21 protein-coding genes and 2 pseudogenes are annotated in these 25,939 nt (G+C 65.6%); 14 read left to right on the top strand and 9 right to left on the bottom strand.

What is annotated here, in order from left to right:
• Positions 1–177: 177 nt before the first annotated feature.
• The 3 genes from ACNANG_RS24005 (at position 178) to rnhA (ending at position 2,962) form a co-directional block, all read left to right on the top strand.
• Entirely contained in the window at positions 178–1,119 is a 942-nt protein-coding gene (locus ACNANG_RS24005; protein ID WP_420225131.1) for a 2-hydroxyacid dehydrogenase, read from the top strand.
• A 70-nt stretch (positions 1,120–1,189) separates the two neighbouring features.
• Positions 1,190–1,969: an IclR family transcriptional regulator gene (locus tag ACNANG_RS24000; protein WP_420225130.1), complete on the top strand. Its 780-nt coding sequence runs from the start codon at positions 1,190–1,192 to the stop codon at positions 1,967–1,969.
• 309 nt (positions 1,970–2,278) lie between these two features.
• The gene (gene rnhA / locus ACNANG_RS23995) at positions 2,279–2,962 is read left to right on the top strand and encodes a ribonuclease HI (protein ID WP_420225129.1); all 684 of its coding nucleotides are present in this window, start codon (positions 2,279–2,281) and stop codon (positions 2,960–2,962) included.
• Between the two features lie 99 nt (positions 2,963–3,061).
• Here rnhA and ACNANG_RS23990 read toward each other — a convergent pair whose 3' ends face one another.
• The gene (locus tag ACNANG_RS23990; RefSeq protein ID WP_420225128.1) at positions 3,062–4,291 is read right to left on the bottom strand and encodes a mechanosensitive ion channel family protein; all 1,230 of its coding nucleotides are present in this window, start codon (positions 4,289–4,291) and stop codon (positions 3,062–3,064) included.
• A 148-nt stretch (positions 4,292–4,439) separates the two neighbouring features.
• Here ACNANG_RS23990 and ACNANG_RS23985 point away from each other — a divergent pair, with 148 nt between their 5' ends.
• Both ACNANG_RS23985 and ACNANG_RS23980 read left to right on the top strand, forming a co-directional pair.
• A complete protein-coding gene (locus ACNANG_RS23985; protein ID WP_420225127.1) occupies positions 4,440–5,174 on the top strand; it encodes an endonuclease in 735 nt (244 codons plus the stop codon).
• A 74-nt stretch (positions 5,175–5,248) separates the two neighbouring features.
• Complete coding sequence (locus ACNANG_RS23980) at positions 5,249–7,111, top strand: diguanylate cyclase domain-containing protein (protein WP_420225126.1); 1,863 nt, start codon at positions 5,249–5,251, stop codon at positions 7,109–7,111.
• Positions 7,112–7,115: 4 nt separating this feature from the next.
• Here ACNANG_RS23980 and ACNANG_RS23975 read toward each other — a convergent pair whose 3' ends face one another.
• The 3 genes from ACNANG_RS23975 to ACNANG_RS23965 are packed head-to-tail and all read right to left on the bottom strand — an operon-like array spanning position 7,116 to position 9,832.
• The gene (locus ACNANG_RS23975) at positions 7,116–8,036 is read right to left on the bottom strand and encodes an oxygenase MpaB family protein (protein WP_420225125.1); all 921 of its coding nucleotides are present in this window, start codon (positions 8,034–8,036) and stop codon (positions 7,116–7,118) included.
• Positions 8,037–8,053: 17 nt separating this feature from the next.
• Complete coding sequence (locus ACNANG_RS23970) at positions 8,054–9,247, bottom strand: DUF1176 domain-containing protein (RefSeq protein ID WP_420225124.1); 1,194 nt, start codon at positions 9,245–9,247, stop codon at positions 8,054–8,056.
• A gap of 27 nt (positions 9,248–9,274) precedes the next feature.
• A complete protein-coding gene (locus ACNANG_RS23965; RefSeq protein WP_420225123.1) occupies positions 9,275–9,832 on the bottom strand; it encodes an NADPH-dependent FMN reductase in 558 nt (185 codons plus the stop codon).
• Between the two features lie 333 nt (positions 9,833–10,165).
• Here ACNANG_RS23965 and imuA point away from each other — a divergent pair.
• The 3 genes and pseudogenes from imuA to ACNANG_RS23950 all read left to right on the top strand — a co-directional run bounded on the left by imuA (position 10,166) and on the right by ACNANG_RS23950 (position 15,461).
• Positions 10,166–10,904, top strand: a pseudogene (imuA, locus tag ACNANG_RS23960) (translesion DNA synthesis-associated protein ImuA).
• Positions 10,837–12,303, top strand: a complete 1,467-nt coding sequence (locus ACNANG_RS23955; RefSeq protein WP_420225122.1) for a Y-family DNA polymerase — start codon at positions 10,837–10,839, stop codon at positions 12,301–12,303. Before imuA ends, ACNANG_RS23955 begins: the two are co-directional and overlap by 68 nt.
• Positions 12,300–15,461 (top strand): error-prone DNA polymerase, encoded by a 3,162-nt coding sequence (locus ACNANG_RS23950; RefSeq protein ID WP_420225121.1) that lies wholly within the window; start codon positions 12,300–12,302, stop codon positions 15,459–15,461. Before ACNANG_RS23955 ends, ACNANG_RS23950 begins: the two co-directional genes overlap by 4 nt.
• A 74-nt stretch (positions 15,462–15,535) precedes the next feature.
• Here the strand turns inward: ACNANG_RS23950 and ACNANG_RS23945 are convergent, their stop codons facing one another.
• From ACNANG_RS23945 to ACNANG_RS23935, 3 genes are all read right to left on the bottom strand, one after another.
• A complete protein-coding gene (locus tag ACNANG_RS23945) occupies positions 15,536–16,066 on the bottom strand; it encodes an MgtC/SapB family protein (RefSeq protein WP_420225120.1) in 531 nt (176 codons plus the stop codon).
• A 238-nt stretch (positions 16,067–16,304) separates the two neighbouring features.
• Positions 16,305–17,117, bottom strand: coding sequence for a TauD/TfdA dioxygenase family protein (locus tag ACNANG_RS23940; protein WP_420225119.1), 813 nt, complete (start codon positions 17,115–17,117; stop codon positions 16,305–16,307).
• A 173-nt stretch (positions 17,118–17,290) separates the two neighbouring features.
• A complete protein-coding gene (locus tag ACNANG_RS23935) occupies positions 17,291–18,247 on the bottom strand; it encodes a LysR family transcriptional regulator (protein ID WP_420225118.1) in 957 nt (318 codons plus the stop codon).
• Between the two features lie 357 nt (positions 18,248–18,604).
• Here ACNANG_RS23935 and ACNANG_RS23930 point away from each other — a divergent pair, with 357 nt between their 5' ends.
• The gene (locus ACNANG_RS23930; RefSeq protein ID WP_420225117.1) at positions 18,605–19,642 is read left to right on the top strand and encodes a Bug family tripartite tricarboxylate transporter substrate binding protein; all 1,038 of its coding nucleotides are present in this window, start codon (positions 18,605–18,607) and stop codon (positions 19,640–19,642) included.
• Between the two features lie 183 nt (positions 19,643–19,825).
• Here the strand turns inward: ACNANG_RS23930 and ACNANG_RS23925 are convergent, their stop codons facing one another.
• On the bottom strand, positions 19,826–20,815 hold the full coding sequence (locus tag ACNANG_RS23925; RefSeq protein ID WP_420225116.1) for a Bug family tripartite tricarboxylate transporter substrate binding protein: 990 nt from the start codon (positions 20,813–20,815) through the stop codon (positions 19,826–19,828).
• Between the two features lie 251 nt (positions 20,816–21,066).
• Here ACNANG_RS23925 and ACNANG_RS23920 point away from each other — a divergent pair.
• Together ACNANG_RS23920 and ACNANG_RS23915 are read left to right on the top strand one after the other, a co-directional pair.
• Positions 21,067–21,483 (top strand): annotated as a pseudogene (locus ACNANG_RS23920) (LLM class flavin-dependent oxidoreductase); the annotation flags it as partial.
• A complete protein-coding gene (locus ACNANG_RS23915) occupies positions 21,465–22,397 on the top strand; it encodes an NtaA/DmoA family FMN-dependent monooxygenase (protein WP_420225115.1) in 933 nt (310 codons plus the stop codon). The pseudogene ACNANG_RS23920 and the gene ACNANG_RS23915, both read left to right, overlap by 19 nt.
• Positions 22,398–22,448: 51 nt before the next feature.
• Here the strand turns inward: ACNANG_RS23915 and ACNANG_RS23910 are convergent, their stop codons facing one another.
• The gene (locus ACNANG_RS23910) at positions 22,449–23,246 is read right to left on the bottom strand and encodes a class II aldolase/adducin family protein (protein ID WP_420225114.1); all 798 of its coding nucleotides are present in this window, start codon (positions 23,244–23,246) and stop codon (positions 22,449–22,451) included.
• 259 nt (positions 23,247–23,505) lie between these two features.
• Between ACNANG_RS23910 and ACNANG_RS23905 the strand changes: the two genes are divergently transcribed.
• From ACNANG_RS23905 to ACNANG_RS23895, 3 genes are all read left to right on the top strand, one after another.
• The gene (locus tag ACNANG_RS23905) at positions 23,506–24,288 is read left to right on the top strand and encodes a class II aldolase/adducin family protein (RefSeq protein ID WP_420225113.1); all 783 of its coding nucleotides are present in this window, start codon (positions 23,506–23,508) and stop codon (positions 24,286–24,288) included.
• 160 nt (positions 24,289–24,448) lie between these two features.
• Complete coding sequence (locus ACNANG_RS23900; protein WP_420225112.1) at positions 24,449–25,435, top strand: Bug family tripartite tricarboxylate transporter substrate binding protein; 987 nt, start codon at positions 24,449–24,451, stop codon at positions 25,433–25,435.
• A 6-nt stretch (positions 25,436–25,441) separates the two neighbouring features.
• Positions 25,442–25,930: a tripartite tricarboxylate transporter TctB family protein gene (locus ACNANG_RS23895; protein WP_420225111.1), complete on the top strand. Its 489-nt coding sequence runs from the start codon at positions 25,442–25,444 to the stop codon at positions 25,928–25,930.
• Positions 25,931–25,939 lie beyond the last annotated feature (9 nt).

Raw genomic sequence — 25,939 nt, 5'->3', positions numbered from 1 at the left:
CCGGATCGTGTTGAACGCCAAACTTTGCTGGACCCTGCTCAACACCGCATCCTGCTGACCTCTGAAACTTGCTGACCTCTGAAACTTGCTGAACCCTAAGCTGCTGGCCCTTGAATCCTGCTTGACCCCTGAATCCTGCCGACCCCGAACCCGCCAACTCTCAATGATGGAATGCACATGACGCTTGCCCGCCGCCGTTGCCTTGTCCTTCATCGATTTTCCGCCGCCCATCTGGCCGAGATCGAAGCGCAGCTTGACGTCATCTATGCGCCCGACACGGCGCAGCAGGCCGAGGCCATCGCGACCCATGGAAAAGATATCGACATCGTGCTGACCATCGGCGCGCGTGGGCTGACGGCGGACGAGATGGATGCGATGCCCAGGCTGGCGTTCGTCTGCGCTTTGGGCGCGGGGTATGAACGACTGGACGTCGATGCGGCGCGGGCGCGGGGCATTGCATTGGCGAACGGCGCGGGTGCAAACGACGCGTGCGTGGCCGATCATGCAATGGGTCTGCTGCTGGCCGTCACCCGGCAGATTCCGCGGCTTGACCAGCGGGTGCGCGAAGGCGGCTGGCGTGAAGGCCTGCCACCGCCCGCCAGCGTGTACGGCAAGCGCCTGGGCATCATCGGCCTGGGCACCATAGGCCGGCAGATTGCGCGGCGGGCGGCCGGCTTCGACCTTGCGATCGGGTATCACAATCGGCGCCCGCTGTCCGATGTCGATCATGCCTATTTCGATTCCGCGGCCGCGCTGGCGCAGTGGGCCGACATCCTGATCGTGGCCACGCCGGGCGGCGCGGAGACACGGCACATCGTCAACGCCGATGTGCTGCAGGCCTTGGGGCCGCGCGGCTACCTGGTCAACATTGCGCGCGGCAGCGTGGTGGACACCGCTACGCTTGCGCAGGCCCTGCGTGACGGCGTGATCGCGGGGGCGGGCCTGGACGTGTACGAAAGCGAACCCGATGCACCGGCCGACCTGATCGGTCTGCACAACGTCGTGCTGACGCCGCATGTGGCGGGCGCGTCGCCCGAAGCGATCGCGGCGACCGTTGCGTCCTTTCTGGACAACGCCGAACGGCAGGTTGCCGGACGGCCGCTGCGCACGCCGATATGACCTGCGCGCCGTTGACCGCGTGCATCCCGCCTGGGTGCAACAGGGATCGTAGAACCAGCGGTCGCCTTCAATGAACAGCCTGGAAAAAATGCTGTCGTTGATCGACATCGTCGAAGCCGCCGGCGGCCTGGATGCCGATGCATTGCTGGCGCGGTCAGGCCTGCCCCGCAGCACGCTGTACCGCTATCTGAAAGTGCTGGCCGAAGCGGGGCTGATCACGTCGCTGCCCGAACTGGGCTTTACGCTGGGACCCCGTGTGGCCGAACTCGATCACGCCATGCGCCTGCGCGACCCGCTGATCACCGCGAGCCGTCCGGTCATGCAGGACCTGGTGCGCGCGGTGCCCGGCATCGCCCTGCTCTGCCGGCGGTACCAGGACAAAGTGTTGTGCGTGCATCAGGAAGCAGGCACCGACGCCTTTCACAGCCATTACGAACGCGGCTATGCACGCCCGCTGCTCAAAGGGGCGGCCTCGCGCATCATCCTGGCCTATACGCCCACGCGGACCGTGACGCGGCTGTACGCGGAACACCCCGAGGCGTTCGTGGATGCGGGCCTGGGCCACTCGCTTGCCGAGGTCAAGACGCTGCTGGCGCGCCTGCGGCGCATGCGCTGCACCATTTCCAGCGGCCAGGTCACCCTTGGCGTGACCGGCGTGGCGGCGCCGATCCTGGACGGCGCGGGCAATTGCCTGGGCAGCCTGAGCCTGACCATTGCGCGGCCCCACCTGTCCGAGGACGAGCGGCTGACTATCGGTGAACGGGTCATGTTCTGCGCGAGCGCCGTCAGCCAGTCGCTGCGCTTTGCGCCGCCTGGTCCGCAAGCAGCCCCTTCGGCCGCGGTATCTTGACGCGGAACCTTGACGCCGCATCCCGATGCCGCATCGTCACGCGGCATCTTGAAACTGTGACAAAGTTATCCCCATATCCTGTGGACAAGCTTGGGGACATTTGGCTCAGCCGCTCGCGCAAGCCGCATGAAATGGGCGTTCAAAACACATCGAACAAAAAAAGGGCACTGTGGATACTGCGTAACGGGCCTAGCACAAATTCGTGAGATGCGCCCCGGCGCAATCCCCGATTGCCGGCTTGACACCGGCCCGCCCCGGCCCGTAAGGTTCCGACCCCTGAAGTCCCTCCCTGCTCCAAAGCGAATTGCCATGATCGTCTGGTTGAAAGTTCCGTTTGCCGAGAAAGACCAAGCCAAGGCGCTGGGCGCGCGCTGGAATCCCGCGCAAAAGAAGTGGTACGTCAAAGACGTGGCCGACCTGTCGCCGTTCGAAGCGTGGATGACCGAGCAGCCTGCCGCCCTGCCCGACGCGCCACCGCCGTCGACCGATGCGCCTACGTCGGGCGTCGCGATCTATTGCGATGGGGCCTGCCGCGGCAATCCGGGCGGCCCAGGGGGATGGGGAGCGTGGATCCAGACGCCCGACAAGGCCGTGGAAATCTATGGCGGCGCGCCCGATACCACCAACAACCGGATGGAACTGACCGCCGCGATCGAGGCCTTGCGGTGGGTTGTCGAGCCCGCTGACATCATCGTCTATACCGATTCCCAGTACGTGGTGAAAGGCATGACCGAGTGGCGCCATGGCTGGGTCAAGAAGAACTGGAAGGACGTCAAGAATCCGGAACTCTGGAAGACGCTGATCGACGCGGCGCAGCGGCACAAGGTCAGCTTCCGGTGGGTGCGGGGGCACAACGGCCATGCCGGCAATGAACGCGCGGACGCCCTGGCCAACGAAGGGCTCGAACACGCGAAGCGCACGGGCGCGGTCACGGGGGTGATCCGTGAACTGCCGCTGCCCGCCGCACGCGAGGTGCTGGCCGCCGCAGGCTGAGCGGGTGAATGGACGGTCCAGGTTGGCGCGCGAGGTTAGGGGCGCCGCGGGCTCACCGAGCGCCGTTGCATGACCAGGTCGGCCCACGCACCGCAGCACTCAGCCCGCCAGGCTTTCCTGCCTGTCCTCAAGTCGCGCATGCATCGACGGCGACACCGGCCGCTCTGCAAACGCGGTCACCAGATCGTTGCCCGCGGGCGATTGATAGAGCCGCAGACCCAGCTCGGGCAGGATGGCCAGCAGATGGTCGAAGATATCGCCCTGCACCTGCTCGTAGCTGACCCAGGCCGTGCTGGCCGTGAAGCAATACAGCTCGATCGGAATGCCCTTGTCGCCGGGTTCCAGCATGCGCACCATCAGGATCATGCTGGTGTTGATACCGGGATGCTGCTTCAGATACGCCTCGGTATAGGCGCGGAAGGTGCCCAGGTTGGTCAGCCGCCGCTGGTTGACCGGATCATGGCCGGGCTCGCCCAGCTCCTGATTCGCTTCGTGGATGGCTTTCTGCTTCTGGTCCAGATAGTCGCCCAGCAGACGAAAGCGCCGCAACTGGTCCATCTCGCCATCGCGTAAGAATCGCACGCTGCCTGCGTCCAGCCGGATCGTACGTTTGATACGCCGCCCGCCCGACGTGAACATGGTCCGCCAGTTGCGGAAGCTATCCGAGAACAGCCGGTAGGTCGGAATGGTCGTGATGGTCTTGTCCCAGTTTTCGACCTTGACCGTATGCAGCGCAATGTCGATCACGAAGCCGTCGGCGCCCACTTGCGGCATTTCGATCCAGTCGCCCACCCGCAGCATGTCATTGGACGTCAGTTGCACGCTGGCCACGAACGACAGCAAGGTGTCCTTGAAAACCAGCAGCAGCACTGCCGACATAGCGCCAAGGCCGGACAGCAGCAACAGGGGTGAACGATCGATGACGGTTGCAACGATCACGATGGTGCCGAAAGCCCACAACACGATCTTGCCGAGTTGCAGATAGCCCTTGATCGACCGGGTGTGGGCGCGGGTCGACGTGGCGAAGGCATCGTTGGCGGCGTTCATTGCCGCCGACAGCATCAGCATGCCGAACAGCAGCGTGGCCGCCATCGCCAGGTTCCGCAGCACTTCGGTGGCGGAGATCGTCAGATCGGGCACGGCAAGGATGCCGAACTGGAAGACGACGGGTGGCGCCATCTGCGCCAGCCGCTTGTAGAAACCGTGACGGGTCAGTGCGTCGTCCCAGTTCCCCAGGGACAAGTGGGTCAGCAGCTCGCGCATGACGCGTTGAACGACGCGGTGGACGATCACGTAAGCCAATCCCGCCGCCAGGACCAGTGCGACCATGGCGGCGCTGATGCGCGCCCAGGGTTCGGAAAAAATGAGAGAGAGACGGAGCTGTAATGCCTGGAACATGCCTTCCTTTAAAAAAATGTCTAGGTCAGCCTTCCATTATGGCCTACGTAGTAGGACGGTCCCGATACAATGCCGCCCCATGCGACTGTCTTTCCTTTTTCTGCTTTCGGTGTTGGCCGCGCTGCCCGCTCACGCCGCTCCCCTCGTCACCCGCCCCACCGCTGTCGGTCCCCGCGATTTCAAGCACGCCAAGCAGGTCCTGCCCCGGCTGTACGCCAACCTGGAACAGGACTTCTATTGCGGCTGCAACTACAAGGGCAAGACCATCGACCCGAAGTCCTGCGGCTTCAAGCCCCGCAAGAACGCGTCACGCGCATCGCGCCTGGAATGGGAACACGTCGTGCCCGCCTGGAACATCGGCCATCAGCGGCAGTGCTGGCAGCAAGGCGGCCGCAAGCACTGCGCCGCGACCGATCCGGTGTACGGCAAAGCCGAAGGCGATCTGGTCAACCTGGTGCCGGCCATAGGCGAAGTCAACGGCGACCGGTCCAACTTCGGCTTCAACGTGTGGGACAACAACCCCACGCCCATGTACGGCCAGTGCCGCACGGTGGTGGATTTCAAGCATCGGCGCGTACAGCCGCGGCAGGTGGTCCGCGGCCGCATTGCCCGGATCCAGATGTATATGCACACCACCTACCGGCTGCGCATGAGCGACCAGGAACGCCGCCTGTTCTGTACGTGGGCCAAGGCCTATCCGGTGGATGCCTGGGAGCGCGAGCGCGAACAGCGCATCTGGAAGATCCAGGGCTCGGGCAATCCTTTCGTCAGCCAGTCCGCTGCCACTGAACGCTTCTGCGGGACGGATCTGTAGGGTGACGCCGGGGCTGCGCTGCGCGAGGCATCGGCGTACGATGCCGGTATTCCGTAGCACCAGGCTCCCGCACCATGCAGATTGCGCCCCTTGCGCCCAATGAAGAAGACCGGTTGGCGCTGCTGCACGCGCTCGACATTCTCGATACGCCACGTGAACCGGTCTTTGACCTGATCACCAGTCTGGCCGCGCAGGCGCTGCGCGTGCCGGTGGTGCTGGTGTCGCTGGTCGACCGCGACCGGCAATGGTTCAAGTCCAGCTACGGTTTCGACATTCGTCAGTTCGACCGGCAAAGCGCCTTCTGTGCGCATTGCATCGTGCAGGATCCGCCCCTGGTCATTCCCGATACGCTGATCGACGACCGCTTCTTCGACAACCCGCTGGTGACCGGCACGCCAGGCATCCGCAGCTACGCGGGCGTCGCGATCCGCAGCCTGAAGGGTCTGGCACTAGGCACCGTTTGCGCGGTCGGCTGGGAACCCCGCGAATTCGATGAAGCAGACATCGGTTGCCTGAGCCAGGCCGCACTGCTGGTCAGCCATGAACTGCAGCAACGGGAAGCCCTGATCGACAGCCGCCGTGGCGACATCTCGGCATTGCGCGACCTGGACGGCGAAGCGCGTTTTCGTTCGGTATTCGAAGGCGCGGCCGTGGGCATTGCGCTGATCGGCCTGGACGGACGATGGCTCGAAGTCAACGATTCCCTGTGCAACATCGTGGGCTACGGACACGAAGAACTGTCGCATCTGACTTTCCAGGACATCACCCACCCCGGTGATCTCGATATCGACATGGAACGTGTTCAGCAATTGGTGCGCGGCGACGTGGATCGCTACACCATCGACAAGCGTTACATCCGGAAGACGGGCGAGGTGATCTGGGTGAACCTGACCGTGGCTGCCCGCCGGTCGGTCGACGGAACGGCGCTGTACTTCATTTCCATTGTGGACGACATCCAGAAACGCGTCGAAGCCCAGACGGCCTTGCTGGCGTTGCAACAAAGCCTGGAAAGCCGGATCGAGGCCCGTACGCGCGAACTGCAGCACGCCAACGACCAGCTTCGGATGGTGAGCGATAACGTGCCGGCGCTGGTCGCGTATTTCGATGCCGACCTGCGCTACCAGTACGCCAACGAAAAACACCGGTCGGCGTTGGGCAAGGACCCGCAACGGCTGATCGGGCATCCGATCGAAGACGTCATGGACGACGCCGCCACCCAACAGATCCGCGGGGCCCTGGCCACGGCGGGTGACGGCGAACGCGTGTCGCTGGAAATCGCACAGCGGGCGCCGGATGGGTCCACGGCATATACCGCCGTGACGCTGATCCCGAATTTCATCGATCATCGCCTTGCCGGCTATTACTGCATGGCGCATGACGTGACCGAGCGCCACGTGCGAGAACTGGCGCGCGAACAGGAGGCCCGCGAGGACGTGCTGACCGGCGTACCCAACCGGCGCGCCTTCCAGGAACTCCTGCCACGGGCGCTTGAACGGGCCGATGCCACCGGCCAATCCGTGGCGGTGGTGTTCCTGGACCTGGACGGCTTCAAGGCGGTCAATGACAGCCTGGGCCACGAACAGGGCGACATGGTGTTGAAGGAAGTGGCCCGCCGCCTGCGGGAGCGTGCCGGCGCCGGCAACCAGGTCTTTCGGCTGGCGGGCGACGAATTCGTGCTAGTGGTCGAAGGCCTGGCCGACAAAGAAGCCATGCGCGGGCTGACCAGCACCTTGCTGGCTGCCTTGAGCGTGCCTATCGTGCTGGGCGCGAATCAGGTCAGCATGAGCGCCAGCGCCGGCATTGCCATCTACGAGGCCGGCAGCCAGGCATCACCGTCCAGCCTGCTGCGCGCGGCCGACATTGCCATGTATGAAGCCAAACGCAGCGGCACCAGCCAGTACCGGTTCGGGCCGGCGTACGGGGCGCTGCGGGGCTGAGCGGCTAGCGTTGCTGCGGACGACGGCGGTACAGGTAATCGTCCGGCAATCCAAGGCGTCGGCAGGCTTGCACGGCGGGGCTGGACCGCAAGGGGAAACGATCCGCGGCCTTTGCGATCCGCGTGACCAGCCACCGCTCGCCGGGCCTGAGCCCAGCCCGGGATCCCAGTTGCAGCGTGTGCCGGACGGGTGCCGGCACAAGGTCGATGGCGGCCCGCACCATGACCGATTGCAGACCACGCAAGCGCGCCGGCAGCACGGGCACGTGCGCAATGATGGTCAGGAATTCGTGCACGATGTCCGAGGCTTCCAGGCGCGGTTGCATGGCGGCGAACTGTGCCTGCTGGTCGGCTTCGGACACGGGCGCGCCTTGGGCGCCATAGAGCCTTGCTGCCGCGGCGCCCTCCGCGTAGAAGCGATCACGGTCTTCGGGCGTGAGTGACCTTGCGTACACGTGATACGCGTTCAGGAACCCGAAGCTGGCCGTGGCCTGGACCCAGTCAAGCAGGTCCGTATCCGTGGCCCGGTAGGGCGTGCCGCCAGGCGTGATGCCCTGAACCGCGCCGTGCAGCCGCACCACGTGGGCAATCATGGCTTCGGTCTGCTTGCGAGCGCCGTACACGGTCATCATGGCGGCCAGTCCGGTGCGTTGCAGGCGCGCCATCGGCTGCTGCCGGAAGGAGGTGTGTTCCCACACCCCGGTGCGCACCCGTGGCTCCGCCAATTCCAGAATCACCGCCGCCACGCCGCCTATGAAAAGCGTGGCGGGGTTCTTGAAGACCTGCCACGAAACGGAGTCGGGTGCGACCAGTGCGGGTTCGCCCGCCGGCAGCGAAAAATCGACCCGCGGGCCGTCGGACGGCTGAAGCAGGTGGGCGGCCAGGGACTCGACGCGTTGCCGGACGAATCGGGGAATCGGGAGCATGACGGGTCAGGCCTGGATCACCGCGTGCGCCACAGTGTCGGCCAGTCTCCCGGCGCCCCGCCGCCGCAGCGGATCTGCTGGCGGTAAGCCGACGGCATGAACGCCTGACCATCGAACCGCCATTCGGCACGGATGCCGCAGTCGGCCAGGCCCCGCCCTTTCGATACGGATGCCAGGGTAGCCGTGCGCGGGTTGTAGGTGGGCTCGGTCATGCGGCCGGTCGGGTCGGCCGACGCCGTGGGGGCCAAGGCAACCGGGGCCGCCTGCATCCTGTCCGAGGTCGCGTTGGCCAGTTGCAGCGTGGCGCCAGCGGCAGGGGCTGCCCCGGCTTCCAGGCCGGGCGGCAAGGCCAGCGTCAAAACCTGCGCCGCCGCCGGCTCGCCGCGGGGTACACGAAAGATCACGTAGCTGCTCTGGTAAGAGGCGCGGGCGCATTCCACCATCACCAGGGCGTCGTGACCTGTCAGCGCGACGGCAACGTCCGTGGGCGCGCGCGCATCGCAGGCGGCCAGGGCGTCGCTCCCGCGCATGGCCTGGCGGACCCCGGCTGCCAGTGCCCGCGCTTCGGCTGCAGGCAGGGCGGGCGGCGGTGGCGCACCGCGCAGCGCCGGCGCGGCGGGCGCGGCGGCCAACGCAGCCACGCCGCCATGACCGGGCTGGGTCAACGCCGTTTCGTTGCCGGAGCGGGACTGGACATCGTCCATGACCTTGAGGACCTTGGCCAGGCCGTGCAAAGGCACGGCGGGCGCGCTTCGCGTGTCGCCCAGGCTGAGCACCCGGCCATCACGGATGCGGCGCAACAGACGGTAGGCCGAATCGTTGTCGGCCGTGACCAGCGTGGCCTGACCCTGGCCGGTCGCGTCGTCGGGTGACCAGGAAATGGTTTTCAGATCCAGCCGCCGTCCATCCAGCCGGAAGGCCGTGACATCGGGGGATTCGGCGGTGTCGGGAACATCGATCTCGACCGTGAGGGTACCGGTGGGACCCGCGCCGCGTGAAATGCGCATGACGGCCGATTCGGCGTCGCTGAAGCCCTTGGCTTCGCAGAACCGGGTGTTGTCGCATGCCAGGATCCAGTCCTTGGATTCCTGGTACAGGGGGACGGCCGGCGCGGGTGGCGCCTGCGCCGAAGCATCGGCAAGACCGACGCTGAGCGCAAGACCAGCCAGGCCTGCGCCCAGCCTGCCGTGCACGGTTTCGGATCGGGTCATGCGGTCACCCCTGTCAGGACTGAGGACTCAACGCTTGCGGTTGGTCTCTGCCCATTTGGCGAAGGTCGTCATGATCGTCGTCAGGAATTTGCGAGTGTCTTCATTGGTGACCTTCCCCTGGTCGTCAAAGAACTTGTTGACGCCGCCCAGATAGGCCTCGGGTTGCTGCATGACGGGCACGTCAAGAAAGACCAGCGACTGGCGCAGGTGGTGGTTCGCGCCGAAACCGCCGATGCCGCCGGGCGAGCAGCTGATGACGGCGCCCGGACGGCCGCTCCAGGAACTGCCGCCATAGGGCCGCGAGCCGACGTCGATCGCGTTCTTGAGCGCAGCCGGAACCGAGCGGTTGTATTCCGGCGTCAGGAACATGACGGCATCGGCTGCCTGCACTTCGGTACGGAACCGCGTCCATGCCGCGGGCGCGGCGTCGCCATCCAGATCTTCGTTATAGAGCGGCAGGTCGCCAATTTCGACAATGGACAGCTTCAGGGTGTCTGGCGCCACGTCGGCCAGGGCGTGGGCCAGCATGCGGGTGTAGGAGCCTTTGCGCAGGCTGCCGACAAGAACGGCGACGTTGAGGGTCATTCGGGATCTCCGGAAAGGGGAAAGGCAGGGAATGAGGGAACGCAACGCATCTTAGCAACCCCATGCATGCTGGCGAAAGGATGGCAAGCACCGATAACAAACGGACTCAGGCTTGAGCATCTCTTACAGAACCGCATTGCTGGCCCGCCGCGAAACACTGTATATTTGTACAGTCTTTTCTAGGTTGGAGCCCGTCATGCAGATTCTTGCACACCCGCCGTCCGTCCGCCCGGGTGCCTCCAGCCGGGGGCTGCCTTGCGGCCCGCCGCAGTGCCGCCATCGCAGCTACCGCTGGCCTGCGCACCGCAATCGCCTCAGGCGCAGCCCGCCACGCTGTCTCCTGAAAGCCTGCACCCGTCCTTGTGGCGCGGCTCGCAACTGGCGCAGTCAGGGCAGCCTTGCCTGCCGACCGGGCATGACGCCCTGTCGGCCGAATTGCCAGGTGGCGGGTGGCCCACGGGCACCCTGGTCGACCTGCTCGTGTCGCAGCCCGGCATCGGGGAACTGCGGTTGCTGCAGCCGGTGCTGAATACGCTGCCGCCGCAGCGGCGCATCGTGCTGCTGCAGCCCCCCTTCGTTCCCCAGGTCGCCAGCTGGAGCGCGTGGGGGCTGTCGTCGTCACAATTGCTGTGGCTCAAGCCCGACCGCACGGCCGATGCCTTGTGGGCGGCCGAACAGGTGCTCAAGAACGGCAGTTGCGGCGCCCTGCTCTATTGGCAGCCGCAGATCCGTCCCGAATCCTTGCGTCGCCTGCACCTTGCAGCCCAGTCCGCCGACACCCTTTTTTCTGTTCCGGCCGGCCAAGGTCGCCCAGGACGCGTCGCCCTCCCCGTTGCGCCTGCTACTGCAGCCCGCAGGGGATCAGGTGCGGATCGACATCGTCAAGCGCCGCGGCCCCAGCCACGACCGGCCGTTGTTCGTGCCCCTGGGCGCCCCCAGCTTTGGCATCAAGGCGCCGGCCACGGTCCCTGCCAGGCCCGTCCCTTCCTCTATCGAGTCCGACGATGCGCTTGTGGATCAGCGTGTACCTGACGCGCCTCAGCCTCGACGTGTTGTGCCCGAGCTGGTCTGAATCGCCTGCCCACGGGCAGGTGATCCTCGACCACGACAAGGTGCGCGCCATGACGCCATCCGCCGCCGCCATGGGCGTGAAGCCCGGCATGCGCCGGGGCGGCGTGTCCACGATCGCGCCCGAAGCCACGCTGCTCGACCGCGATCCGGTGCGCGAAGCGTCGGCCCTGAACGACATCGCGCTGTGCCTGCTGCAATACACCCCGGAAGTGGCCATGGCCGCCGACGACAGTCTGCTGCTCGACGTCAGCGCCAGCCTGCTGGCCTTTGGCGGGCCGCGGGGCATCTGCCGGCGCATCCGGCAGTCCATGGCGCTGCTGGGTTTCCATGCGCAACTGGGCATGGCGCCCACTGCGCAAGGGGCCTGGCTCATGGCGCGCGCACCGCGCCGCGACCACCGCCGCATGCTGCGCCAACCCTCTCTGGCCAGGCGCATGGACGGCCTGTCCTGCCACCTGCTGCCGCCGGCCCGGCCGCATCTGGACTGGCTGGAAGGCATCGGCTGCCGCACCTTGGGCGCGCTGGCCAGGCTGCCGCGGGCCGGCCTGCAGCGCCGCTGCGGCAAGGACATCAGCATGGCGCTGGATCGGGCCACGGGCGCGGCGCCCGAACTGTTCGACTGGGTCGTGGCGCCTTCCACCTTCCAGGCCAAGCTGGAACTGATCGAACGGATCGACCATGCCGATGCGGTGCTGTTCGTGGCCCATCGGCTGATCCAGCAAATGACGGGGTGGCTGGTCGCGCAGCATCTGGCGGTGGCGCAAATCGAACTTGCCCTCGATCACGAACGGGGCCGGCATGCCATCCCGCCCACCCTGCTGCAGATTTCCCTGGCCGAACCCGCCTGGCATCCTGAACATCTGGTGCGGCTGCTGAAAGAAAAACTGGCGCAGCTCGTGCTGACGGCGCCAGTGATCGCGGTCACCCTGTCGGCGCCCGACGTCGCGGCGCGCACCCTGCCGTCCGAATCCCTGTTTCCCGAGCCGGGCGGCACACCGGCCGATCACAACCGTCTGTTGGAATTGCTGACCGCGCGCCTGGGCGCCGACAAGGTGCTGCAGCCGCTGCCCAAGGCCGATCACCGGCCGGAAGTCGCCAATGGCTGGCAGCCGGCGCCGCAGCCCAAGGCCAAACCGGCGCCCGTGGCGCCTGCTGCCGACCGGCCCTTCTGGCTGCTCGAACAACCGATTGCGCTCGTCATGCAGCAGCACCGGCCGGTGTACGGGTCACGGCTGAAGATGCTGCGCGGCCCCGACCGGCTCGAAACCGGCTGGTGGGATAATGCCCCGGCCTCGCGCGACTACTTCATTGCCGAATCCGACAATCAGGTTCGTTATTGGATCTACCGCGAACGGGTGGACGACGATTTTCGCTGGTTCCTGCACGGGTTGTTCGCATGAGCGCGCAGGCCTCCCTGTTCACACCCATGCTTCCGGCCTATGCAGAGCTGCAAAGCCTGTCGAACTTCTCGTTCCTGCGCGGTGCCTCGCACCCCGAAGAACTGGTCATGCGGGCAGCTGCCCTGGGTTATTCGGCCTTGGCCATGACCGACGAATGTTCGCTGGCCGGCGTCGTGCGCGCGCATGTGCAGGCCAAGGATCCCGACACACCGATCAAGCTCATTGTCGGCAGCCAGTTCACCCTGACCGCGCCCGATGGCACGCCCGCGCTGTCGCTGGTGGCGCTGGCCCAGAATCGCAATGGCTATGGCAATCTGTGCGAGCTCATTACCCTGGCCCGCACCCGTGCCGACAAGGGCAGCTACCTGGTCATTGCCAACGACTTCACGTCTCCTCCGCCAGACCTGGCTCACCTGCGGGGCCTGCCCGATTGCCAGATCATTCTGTCGGTCGACTACGGCATCGACCCCGACACCCTGTCGGCCCAGGCCGCGTGGGTGGCCGCCGCCTTTCCCGGGCGCTGCCGCCTGGGGCTGTGCCTGTTGAACCGCGCACAAGATACGCGGCATCGCGCCGTGGTGGAACAGGCCGCCGCCCTGCATGGCTTGCCCATCGTGGCCACGGGCCAGGTCGAAATGCACGTGCGGTCCCGCAAGCCCCTGCATGACACGATGTGCGCGATCCGGCTCGGCAAATCCGTGGCCGACTGCGGCTTTGCGCTGTCGCAGAATGCCGAGCAGCACGTGCGGTCGCGTCTGCACCTGGCCAATCTGTACAAGCCGGACGTGCTGGCCGAAACCCTGAAGGTGGCCGACAGCTGCACCTTCTCGCTCGACGAACTCAAGTACGAATACCCCGAAGAAGTGGTGCCACCCGGCGAAACGCCGGGCAGCTATCTGCGCCGCGAAACCTGGGCGGGCGCGCACGAACGTTTCGGGCCCAGCCTGCCCGCCAAGCTGGTGGCGCAGCTGACGCGTGAACTCGACCTGATCGTCGAACTCAATTACGAAGCCTATTTCCTGACGGTGTACGACATCGTCAAGTTCGCCCGCCATCACCGCATCCTGTGCCAGGGTCGGGGGTCGGCGGCCAACTCGGCGGTCTGCTTCTGCCTGGGAATCACCGCCGTTTCGCCGTTGGAAAGCGAGCTGCTGTTCGAACGCTTCATCAGCCGCGAACGTTCCGAGCCGCCCGATATCGACGTCGACTTCGAACACCAGCGGCGCGAAGAAGTGATCCAATACATCTACGCCAAATACGGACGCGACCGGGCGGCATTGACGGCGGTGGTCATCAGCTACCGGCCGCGCAGCGTGCTGCGCGACGTGGGCAAGGCGCTGGGCGTCGACCTGGCCGTGGTCGACCAGGTCGCCAAGACCCACCAGTGGTGGGACGGCAAGGAAGGTCTGAACAAACGGTTCGTGGAATGCGGCTTCGATCCGGCATCGCTGCATGCGCAGCGCTGGGGCGCCTTGTCGGAAAGGCTGATGGGTTTTCCGCGCCATCTGTCGCAGCATCCGGGCGGCTTCGTCATGTCGCGGGGCAAGCTGTCGCGGATGGTGCCGATCGAAAACGCCACCATGGCCGACCGCAGCGTGGTGCAGTGGGACAAGGATGACCTGGACGCCGTTGGCCTGCTCAAGGTGGACGTGCTGGCGCTGGGCATGCTGACGGTCATCCGGCGGGCGCTCGACCTGGTGTCGCAGCAGCGCGGCCGCGTGCTCGAGATGTACCAGATTCCCGCCGACGACACCGCCACCTACGACATGATCTGCGCCGCCGACACCATGGGCGTCTTCCAGATCGAATCGCGGGCGCAGATGACCATGCTGCCGAGGTTGCGGCCGCGGCGGCTGTACGACCTGGTGGTCGAAGTCGCCATCGTGCGGCCCGGTCCGATCCAGGGCGGCATGGTCCATCCCTACCTCAAACGCCGCCAGGGGCTGGAACCGATCGAATATCCCAGCCCGCAGGTGGAACAGGCCCTGGCCCGGACCCTGGGCGTGCCCATCTTCCAGGAACAGGTGATGCAGATCGCGATCCTGGCCGGCGGCTATACGGCGGGTGAAGCCGATCAGCTGCGCCGGTCGATGGCGGCCTGGAAACGCAAGGGCGGCCTGGAAAAGCATCGCACCAAACTCATGGCGGGCATGCTGGGCAACGGTTACGACGCGGACTTTGCCGAGGCCATCTTCCGGCAGATCGAAGGCTTTGGCGAATACGGCTTTCCGGAATCGCATGCGTCCAGCTTCGCGCAGCTGGCGTATGTCAGTTCGTGGCTCAAATGCCATGAACCCGAAGCCTTCCTGACCGCGCTGTTGAACAGCCAGCCAATGGGCTTCTATTCTCCTTACCAACTGGTGCAGGACGCCAAGCGGCATGGAGTCAAGGTGCTGCCAGTCGATATCTGCCTCAGCGACTGGGACGCGAAACTCGACAACGCCACGCAACCGCCGTCGGTGCGGCTCGGGCTCAACCAGATCCAGGGACTGGCCGAAGCCGTGGGACGGCGCATCGTCGATGTGCGGCGGCAACGCATGTTCAGCGACACCACCGATCTGGGGCGCCGGGCCGCACTGGACCGGCACAGCCTGCAGGCCCTGGCCGCGGCCAATGCATTGCAGGCGCTGTCGGGCCATCGGCGTACGGCCTTGTGGGAAGCAGTCGACAGCGTGCCCGAACGCGGCCTGTTGCGCGACGCCGGCGTCCATGAACCGGCGCCCGACCTGCCCGCCCCTACCGAATCCGAAGAGATCGTGGCCGACTACCAGTCCTTGCGGATGACGTTGAACCGCCACCCCCTGGCCTTGCTACGGGGTTATCTGGGTACGCGCGGCTTCATGGCGGCCGACCGGTTGAACCAGTTTCCCGACGGCAGGCTGGCTCGCGCCGCGGGCATCGTGACTGTCCGCCAGCGGCCGGGCACGGCGCATGGCACCATCTTCGTCACCCTGGAAGACGAGACCGGGCCGGTCAACGTCATCGTCTGGCCCAGCCTGGTCGACGCCCAACGCAGGGAATTGCTGGGGTCCTCGTTACTGGGGGTCTACGGCATCTGGCAAAGCCACCAGGGTGTCCGCAGCCTGGTGGCGAAGCGGCTGGTCGACCTGTCGGGGCTGCTTGGCAAGCTCAATACCGAAAGCCGGAATTTTCATTGACCAGGATCGCCGCCAGCTCGGGCGCGGACCGGGCCGTCCCCCGGCGCAGCGTGGCACCGCCGTAGCGGCGCTCGTCAGGGCATCAGCTTGGACCGGTCTTCATGCCGTGCGCCGTGCGGCACTTCCACCAACGGCGGCGAGCGTTTGTCGGGCGCCACCTTGCGGACGGCGGCCAGGATGATCAATGCAAACACCGTGCTCAGAATGGCGGTGGCTTCCCGGCCCATGCCCGCGGCAATGCCGATCGCCGCGGTCGCCCAGATGCTTGCCGCGGTCGTGACACCACGCACCTGCTGCTCGCCCAGCTTGATGATGGCGCCCGCGCCCAGAAAGCCGATGCCGGCAATCACGCCCTGCAACACCCGGCTCATGTCGGCCAGCTGCGTTCCGGCCTGCAGCGGCACCAGCACGAACAGCGCCGCCCCAACCGCCACCAGCATGTGGGTGCGCAGGCCGGCCGCGGTGCCGCGCAGCTCCCGTTCATACCCCAGCAGACCGCCAAGCACCATCGCCACCAGCAGTCTGACGCATACCCGCGTGATCTCGGCCACGTCGTGCAGATCAGAAAATTCCGCGACGACCGTACCCCAGATGTCATTCCACATGCCTTGCCGCTCCTGCTCGCGCCCGTCCTGCCCGGCGTCCGATTCCTGAAATAGTCACGCGAAGCTTACGCCATGTCAGGGAAAAGACGCGTCACAAACACGCGGCCAACGTAACCGGGCGTGGCAATGAAAAACGGCGACGCCGCGCATGCGCGGCATCGCCGTTGGTCTGGCAGGTCCGTCCGTAAGGAAACGATGCGGCCGGACCGTCATCGATGCAGACGAACGCGTGTAGGCGTCAGCCCGCCAGCGGGGGCGCCGTGCCTTCGACCTGCACGCGGAAGCCCGAGCGCACGTTGGGCCAGTAGTCCCAGATCGCCTTATGGTGGGTGCAGCGGTTGTCCCAGAACGCGATCGAATGATTGCGCCAGCGGAAGCGGCAGGTCCACTCGGGCTTGTTGCAATGATCGACCAGGAATTTTAGGATCGCATCGCTTTCCTTGGGCGACAGTTCGTTGATCTTGGACGTGAAATCGGTATTCACGTAGATCAGCTTCTTGCCGCTGACCGGGTGACGCGCGATGACCGGATGCGAATTGATGGGCGTGCCCGGCCCAAACACCCGCGTGCCGTCATGGGTTGCCGTCAGGCCTTCCAGGTACACCTTCATGCGTGGCGACAATGCGTCGTACGCCGAATACATGCTGGCGAACATAGTGTCGCCACCGCCATCGGGCGGCACCGTGTGGTTGTACAGCATGCTGCCGAGCGGCGGGATCGCGGCACACGACTGGTCGCTGTGGAAGTTTTCACCCGAGATCTGCTTGGAGGTTTCGTCGTAGTGGAACTTGCGCACCAGCGGGTTATCGGTCGTCTTGCTGATCGTGTTGACGCCGACATGCTTGCCGAGCGGCCCGAAATAGCTGGCGACCCGGATCTGGTCTTCGAAGCTGATTTCCTGTTCGCGGAAGAACACGACCTGATACTTGATGAAGGCATCATGCAGTTCTTTCTGCTGAATGTCGGACAGCGGCTGGGTGAGATCGATATTGCCGATCTCGGCGCCGATGTGCGGGGAAATCGGCGTGGCGGTAATGGAGGTATAGGACATGGTTTCCTCTGCAGGGCAATCGGCCGGCGTTCTCCGCCTGTAACAGGCGGCCCGCAACGGGCGTTCAGTAACGACATCATGCGCGTCCGGCCGGTCCTTCGCCAGACGCCGATGGCTACTACTTGATATGCAAGAGGTGCATAGCAATCCGCAACAGCCACCCTCCTGGCAGGCTACGCCCGCGCGGCCTCGTTCAGCCAGGCTTCCCGTGCGTCATCAGGCAGCACCAGCGTCTCCACCGCCACCTGCCGCAGCATGTCGACCATCTTGGTCGCCAGCAAGGTGGGCGGCCGGCGGCTGGCGGTCACCAGACAGATGGTCGAACTCATGATCGGGTCGACCAGCGGGCAGATCAGCAATTCCTCGGCGTGCTGCGAGCCATGCAGCCCGGCGCGCAATACGTTGTACGGCACCACGGCGGCGCCCAGGCCGTTGCCGACCAGCGCCTCGATCGATGCCACACCGTCGATCTCGAACGCGACGTCCAGCTCGAAACCCTGGCGGCTTGCCTCGGCATCGACGCGCGACCGCAAGGGATGCGGCTCGCACGGAAAGATCAGGGAATGATCGGCCAGTTGCGAAAACGACACGGTGTTCAGGCCGGCGTTTTCCGGGGACTTGCGCAGGATCAGACACATCGGCTCGGTCACCAGGCGTTCCACCTGGGTCAGCGACGAGGCGACGGGGTCGTACACCAGCGTGGCGTCGATCTTGTCGGCCACCAGCCGTTCATGCAGCGATGTACTCAACGCCTCGACGATGGTCAGCCGCGCCTGCGGAAAACGCGAGCTGAAGGCACGTACCAGCGGCACGGTCAGCACCCGTCCCAGCGACGGCGGCAGGCCCACTACCACGCGGCCGGTGATGTCCGCCTCGGCTTTGCTCAGCGCCTGGCTGGCCGCTTCGAATTGCAGCAGCACGCTTTTGGCGAAGGCCAGGAACTGCTCGCCGGCATCGGTCAGCACAATCCCCCGCCCGTGCCGGTGGAACAGATTCTTGCGCAGCTCGACCTCCAGCTGACGCACCTGCCGGCTCAGGAAAGGCTGGCCGGTATCGAGCGCCGCGGCGGCCCGGCTGAAGCTGCCATGTTCCGCCACGCGAACGAAATACTCGAGCTGCTTGAAATCCATGTTTCCGTGCTCCGACCGCAACGCGCCACCTTAACCGGCTGAGGCGATCGATGCAATATTGGCATAGCTCCAACATACGTGGTGCTGGACCGGACACCGCCCGAAATGCCTTGACACTCTGTTACGAGGGCCAATAATGTGTCGCCTGCAAACTACTGGACCATAGACGAAACGGTGGTCCAGGGCTTGTTTACGAAGTGCCCGCAAGACCCCTAACAACACGGTCAATGCCGCATGGAATTCCTTGCAGGCGCTGGCCGACGGAGACCGATCGCGTGCCGACCCGCCGCAATCGCCATGAGCCCGCGGGGCTCAGCCGTCCACCGCATCTCCTACCATCTGCCAGAGTGAGCCACCATGGGATTACCTAACCGCCTGACCTCGACGCGTCCGACCTCGGCGCCCTCGCTTTCAACGTCTGTTGCCGCCGCGCTGGCACCCTTCGCCGGCCTGTTGCTGGCCGTCGCCATCGTGCCCGCCGCATCTGCCCAGGATTACCCCAACCGCCCCGTGCGGCTGGTCGTGCCGTTCGCGGCGGGCGGCTCGTCGGACATCCTGGCGCGCAGCATGGCCCAATCGCTCGCCCAGCAACTGGGTCAGCCGGTCGTTGTCGAAAACAAGCCGGGTGCGGGCGGCATCATTGCGTCGGAACAGGTGGCGCGCGCCCCGGCCGATGGCTACACGCTGCTGTTCGGCACCATCGGCACCCACGCCATCAACCTGGCGCTGAAGAAAACGCTGCCGTTCGACCTGAACAAGGACTTCACCGCCATCGGCCGCCTGCAAGACGGTCCCTTGGTGCTGGTGATCAACCCGTCCGTGCCGGCCAAGAACATGCGCGAACTGGAAGCCTATGCCAAGGCCAACCCGAACAAGCTGGCGTATGCATCGGCCGGCATCGGGTCGATCTCGCATCTGGCGGGTGAGCTCTTCAAGTCGGAAAGCCGCCTGGACATCACCCACGTGCCCTACAAGGGCGGCGGCGCGGCCATGCCCGACCTGCTCGGCGGACAGGTGCAGATGATGGTCGAGACCATTCCGAACACGCTGGGCGCGGTCAAGGGCGGCAAGCTGATTGCGCTGTCGACGACGGGGGAGAAGCGTTCGACGTCCTTGCCTGACGTGCCCACTTTCGCGGAACAGGGCCTGCCCAAGCTGACCGTGAATGCATGGACCGGCCTGTTCGCACCCGCCAACCTGCCGCCTGCGATCGTGACGCGCCTGAATTCGGAACTGGCAAAGATCGCGAAGCAGCCCGACTACATGGACCGGATCGAAAAGGCCGGCAACGTGGCGGCCGCCCCGGGCACCCCGGCGCAGTTCGCCGAGTTCGTGCGCGCCGAAGGCGTGCGCTGGCAGAAGGTCGCGGCCGACGCGGGCGTCGAAAAAGAGTAGGGGTTAAGCCCCCCTAGGCGCTGCGCGCCTCCCCCAGGGGCGGCACTGGCGGACTGGCGGAGCCAGATCCGCTGTGCCCTAGATCTTGGGGTGTCTTGGGTCGGGCGGTTTCCGCTTTTGACGCGGCGTGCGGGCCTGCCGTTATCCGTCGTCCGTCATTCCTCGCCTGTCACTCCTCGCCCCTCATTCGCCGCCGGTCAGGTTGGCGCGCGCGACGACGTTGCGCCAGACTGGGATTTCGCCTTGGATGCGGCTGGCGAATTGGGCGGGTGTGCCGGTTTCAAAGCGGTAGCCGGCTTCGGCGAAGCGTTGCTGGAATGCCGCCTCCCCGATCACGCCGTTGATCGCATGGTTGATCTTGTCAACGATCGCCGCCGGGGTGCCGCGGGGTGCGGCGATGCCCCACCAGACTTCGGCACTGAAGCCCTTCACGCCGGCTTCGGCAACGGTCGGAATGTCAGGCGCGCCGGGCACTCGCTGCGCGCCGGTTACCGCCAGGCCCTTGACCTTGCCCGACTGGATGTACGGAAAGCCGGCGCTGCTGAACACCAGATCGATATGTCCGCCAATCAGGTCGGTCATGAACTGGGCCTGTCCGTTGTAGGGCACGTGGACCAGGTCCAGGCCGGCCTGCTCGGCAAAGCGCACGACCGAAAGATGCGGCACCGATCCCACGCCAGGCGTGCCATAGCTCAGCTTGCCCGGATGGGCGCGGGCGTGGGCAAGCAGCTCGTTGAGATTTGACACCGGCAAGGAAGGACCTGTCATCACGAAGAACGGCGCTGTCGCCACGAGCGCGACCGGCGCCAGATCGATGGCCGGGTCATATGACAGCTTGCGATGCGTGAACTGATTGATGGCATACGTGGGGTTGCCGCCGATCAGCAGCGTGTAGCCATCGGGCGCCGATCGCGCGACCAACGCGGCTGCGATGGTGGACGATGCACCGGGCTTGTAATCCACCACGACCGGCTGGCCAAGCCGCTGCGACACGCCGTCGCCCAGGCTGCGCGCCAGGTCGCTGAGCGATCCACCCGAGGTCCAGGGAAACACGAGCCGGATAGGCTTGGTGGGATAGGCGGCGGTGTCGGCGTCGGCGGAAGCTGCCGGGGGCAGCACGGCAAGCAGGGCCGCGGCTGCCAGCGAGGCAATCCAGATGGGTCGGGCAGGCATGAAGGCTTCCAGTCAAATGAAGAACAAGCCGCCAAGGTAGCGATGCGCCAAAGGTGCGCCAACGAATAAAACCGCCTATGCATACGCACCGCGGCATCGCGCCGACCCGCTCGGGTGGGTGTGCGGCACGGGGGCCGCGACCTTCCGCGCGGCCGCCCGGATCGAACGACATTCCGCACATGACATCCCGCGCATAAGCAAGCACGAGAACATTCCTTCCTCGACACGGGGCCCGGCGAACACAATCGCGCATGTCCGCCGCTTCTTCATCCGCCCCCTTCGATACGCCCCGGGCGCCACGTTCCATGGTGCTGGGCCTCTTCCTTCACGCCGCCGGCTATCACGTGGCTGGCTGGCGCCATCCCGACGCCGTGTCCGATACCGAGGACATCGACTTCCTGACCGACATCTGTCGGCGCGCGGAACGCGCAAAGTTTCACCTGGCGTTTCTGGGTGACGGCCTGAGCGCGTCTGCGAAAACGCCTCCGTCGATGCTTGCGCGGCTCGAACCGCTCACGCTACTGAGCGCGGTGGCCGTGCGCACGCGACACATCGGCCTTGCCGCAACGGCCAGCACGACCTACGGCCAGCCCTTCCATATCGCACGGCAGTTCGCCTCGCTCGACCACATCAGCCGCGGCCGCGCCGGGTGGAATGTGGTCACATCGGCCAGCACGCACGACGCCGCCAACTTTGGCATGGACGCGCACCCGGCCCCGAAGCGCGCTACGCGCGCGCCCAAGAATTCGTCGACGTGGTACGTGGCCTGTGGGACACCTGGGATGACGGTGCGCTGGTGCGCGACAAGGCGACGGGCACCTATGTCGATGCATCCAGGCTGCGCGCGCTGGACCACCACGGCGAACTTTTTGATGTGGCCGGGCCGCTCAACATGTCACGTCCGCCGCAAGGGCACCCCGTCATGATCCAGGCGGGGTCGTCCGGCCCGGGGCAGGCGCTTGCCAGCCGCATTGCCGACATCATCTTCACCGCGCAATCCGAACTGCAGCCCGCGCAAGCGTTCTACTCGGGGATCAAGCAAGGCATTGCGCTGCAGGGCCGGTCGCCCGCCCATGTGTTTGTGCTTCCCGGTGTCATGCCTATCGTCGGCCGGACCGACGCCGAGGCGCAGGACCGCTACGAGCATCTGCAATCGTTGATTGATACCAACAACTCCGTGGCGCAATTGAGCCACCGGTTCGGCGTGGACCTGTCGGCCTTGCATCCAGACGATCCGCTACCCGATGACCTGCCCGAAACCAACGGCTTTCGCAGCCGGATCGAACTGTTGTCGTCGATGGCGCGGCGCAGGCGGCTGACGCTGCGCGAACTGTATCGCCACACCGCGGCAAGCAATGGTCACCACCTGATCGTCGGATCGCCCAGCCGGATTGCCGACGAACTCGAGCAGTGGTTCACCCAAGGCGCCGCCGACGGCTTCAACATCATGGCGCCCTACTTTCCCGGCGCATTCCAGGACTTCATCGATCTGGTGATCCCTATCCTGCAGGACCGCGGCCTGTTCCACCGCGACTACGCATCCACCACGCTGCGCGGCAATCTGGGCCTGCCGCGCAGGTAGCAGCCAAGGCAGGATCTGCGGGTTCCCACCCGGAGCACCCACTGTGCAGGCTTACTGACGGTAGTCGTTCGTCTCGCGATCCAGTTGCCGGATCAGCGCATTCCAATGGCGCTCGATACGGCCGCTGTGCCGGCTGCCCTCGATGAACTGCGCCGCCTCTTCGGCCTGCGGGTCCGGAATGATCAACAAAGGGGCGCCCGACGACTGCGCCGCCAATTGCGCCGCGCATGCGCGCTCGATGAAGTGCAGTTCCTGGAACGCTTCCGGAATGCTGGTTCCTGCCGCCAGCAGGCCGTGATTGCGCAGCACCATCACACGATGGTTGCCAAGGTCTTTGACCAGGCGTTCGCGTTCGTCCACATCGACGGCAAAACCTTCGTACGCGTGATAGCCCACGCGGTTGAAGAACCGGGCGGCGTGCTGCGACAGCATGAGCAACCCGTCCCGCTGCGCCGATACGGCGATGCCCGCTGGCGTATGCGTGTGCAGCACGCAGGTGTACTCGGGCTTGCCGGCGTGGATGGCGCTGTGGATGATGTAGCCGGCGTGGTTGATGCCCACGCCCGTGATGTCGGTGATGACGTTCCCGTCGAGATCGACCTTGACCAGGTTCGAGGCGGTCACTTCCTCAAAGGTATAGCCAAAGGGGTTGATCAGAAAATGGTCTTCGTCGCCGGGCACGCGCGCCGAAAAATGGGTGTAGATGTGATCGGTCCAGCGAAACTGCACGGCCAGGCGATAGCAGGCGGCCAGATCGACGCGGGCTTGCCATTCGGCTTCGGACACGCGCTCGCGCAGGGGCGGCACGGCGGTCGGCGCCGCCGCAAGTTTCGAATGAGCTTGGGCCACGTCATGCTCCTGTTGCCGGGATGGGCGGGTTGGACTGGGCAAGCCATGCATGGTCAGCCGAGGCGCCAGGATCGCGAACGAAGCATTTCGCATATGCATACACAGCGGCATGGACACCATGCATGGGCAGCGGTGCCGTCGGGACCGGATGACGACTCGCGTCCAAGGCTTCATGAAACGCATAAGCAAGCACGCATTCCGTCGTTAGCCCGGCTGGCCGAGCTGGGTAGCATGCTGGAAACTTTTTCGGCAGACCGCCATGACTACCGCAACCCTTACTGACATTCCCTTCGAGCCCCGGGCGCCCCACGCCAGCGATGCCGAGTGGCGGACACGGGTGGAACTGGCGGCGGCTTACCGGGCGCTTGCGCTTGCCGGCATCACCGACCTGACCTACAACCATCTGTCGGCGCGGGTGCCGGACCAGCCTGATCACTTCCTGATCAAAAGCGAACACCTGTTCTTCAATGAAGTGACCGCGTCGTCGTTGCTCAAGTACGACCTGAGCGGCACCAAGCTGTCGGGCGAGGGCAAGGTCAGCCGCGGTGGGCTGGTGATCCATGGAGGCCTGATGGCCAGCCGCCCCGACCTGGCCACCGTGTTCCACACCCATACCCCCGCGAACATGGCAGTCAGCGTGCAGACATGGGGCCTGTTGCCGCTGACGCAGCATTCCGTGCGCTTCTTCAACCGGGTCGGCTACTACGACTTCAACGGCTTCGAATTTCATATCGACACCCGCGACGCCATGCGCAAGGCGATCGGCGACAAGCTGGTCCTGGTCTTGCGCAACCATGGGGTGCTGATCGGCGGGCGCACGATCCCGGAGGCGTTCCTGAAGCACCACTTCTTTGAAGCGTCATGTCGCGCGCAGGTCGCCGCATTGTCCGCTGGCCGGGACAATCTGATCATCATCGACGACGCTGCTGCCGAAGCTGCCGCAAGCGAACATGAGGCCCTGGGCTATCCCGACGCCAATCAGCGTGACTGGCAGGCCACCCTGCGCCTGCTCGAAGACGAGGCCCCGGCGTACCGCACCTGATTGCTGCAACAGAAAACGCATAAGCAAGCACAAATCGATTCCTTCTGGCAGCCGGCTGTCGCTGGCTACCATCCCTGTCCCGCCCTGCCCAACCCTGCTGCGCCGTCATGACCAGGTTGCGCGGGGCCACTGATGTGTATCGGGCCACCCAAGGAATCCCATGCGACACCCTCTCCTGCTGGCGACGCTGGCCGCCGCGCTGTCTCCATTTATAAGCAGCTTCGTCCATGCTCAAGGCGCCGTCACCTATCCCACCAAACCCGTCAAGATCGTCGTCGGCTGGTCGGCTGGCGGCGTGGCCGACGTGGCCGCGCGTGTCTTCGCGCAGCGTCTGTCCACACTATGGGGCCAGCAGGTGCAGGTCGAGAACCGTCCTGGCGGCGGCGGCATTATTGCGTCAGGCGTGGTCGCTCGCGCCCCGGCCGACGGCTACACCCTGCAAATGGTGGCTGCGAGCGAAATCACGATCAGCCCCTTCGTGCGCGATGACCTGCCGTACAGCTACGACAAGGACTTCGTTCCGGTTTTCCAGACCACGCTCAACCCCATCGTGCTGGCGATCCATGCCAACTCGCCGTACAAGACCCTGAACGACGTGATCACGGCTGCCAAGGCAGCGCCAGGCAAGATCAGCTACTCGACCGCGGGCAATGGATCCAACCCGCACCTGGCGGTCGAACTGTTTTCGGATGAAGCTGGCATCTCGCTCAAGCACGTGCCGTACAAAGGCGGCGGACCGGCGTCGGTGGCCGCCGCAGGCGGCGAAGTGGTCCTTGGCGCCATGGCCATCTCGTCGGCGCTGCCCTACGTCAAGGCAGGCACGCTGCGCGTGCTCGGCGTGACGGGCACCCAGCGGCTCGCCAGCCTGCCCGACTGGCCCACCCTGGCCGAGCAAGGCTACAAGAACGCCGCACTGGCGTCGGTGTGGACCGGCCTATATGTGAAGGCCGGCACACCCGCCGCCATTCAGCAGAAACTGGCCGCCGATTTTGCCGTCGCCCTGGCCGATCCGTCCGTCAAGGGACAGCTCGAAAACCTGGGCGCCGAACCCGGTGGCGCGACCTTCGGCACCTTTGGCGCCGCCGTCAAGGCCGAAGCCGCCCGCAACGAAGCCATCGTGCGCAAAGCCAACATCCGTCCCGACTGATTGACGATGTCAACCACTTTTCGCCGGCTGGTTGCTACCCGCGAATTCTGGGCGGGCGCGCTGTTCACCGTGCTTGGCCTGGCGTTCCTGGTGTATTCGGGCCAGTACCGCATCGGCACGCCGGAACGCATGGGTCCGGCTTTCGTGCCGGGGGCGCTTTCCGCCCTGCTGATCGTGCTGGGCTTGGCATCGGCGGCACGCGGCCTTGGCCCAAGCGCCACGCCGCTTGCTCTGGGCCGTCTGCGCCCCCTTGCGGTGATCGTGCTTGCGGTCGTGCTGTTCGCGGCCCTGCTCATGCCCCTTGGACTGGTGCTGGCCACGGCCGTGCTGGTCCTGGTTAGCACCCAGGCGGGCGACGCCTTCCGCGTGCGCGACGCCGTGGTGCTGGCAGCCGGGCTGTCCGTGCTGGCGGCCGCCGTTTTCGTGTGGGGGCTGGGCGTTTCCGCGCCGCTGTGGCCTGCGCTTTTCCCTTCCGCTACTCCTGCCGTGCCTTGATGCCGGACC

It is taken from the genome of Pigmentiphaga litoralis (assembly GCF_048632615.1).
Lineage (GTDB): Bacteria > Pseudomonadota > Gammaproteobacteria > Burkholderiales > Burkholderiaceae_B > Pigmentiphaga > Pigmentiphaga litoralis_B.
The sequence above is the reverse complement of the archived record's forward strand: the minus strand, read 5'-3'. Positions and strand labels throughout refer to the sequence as shown.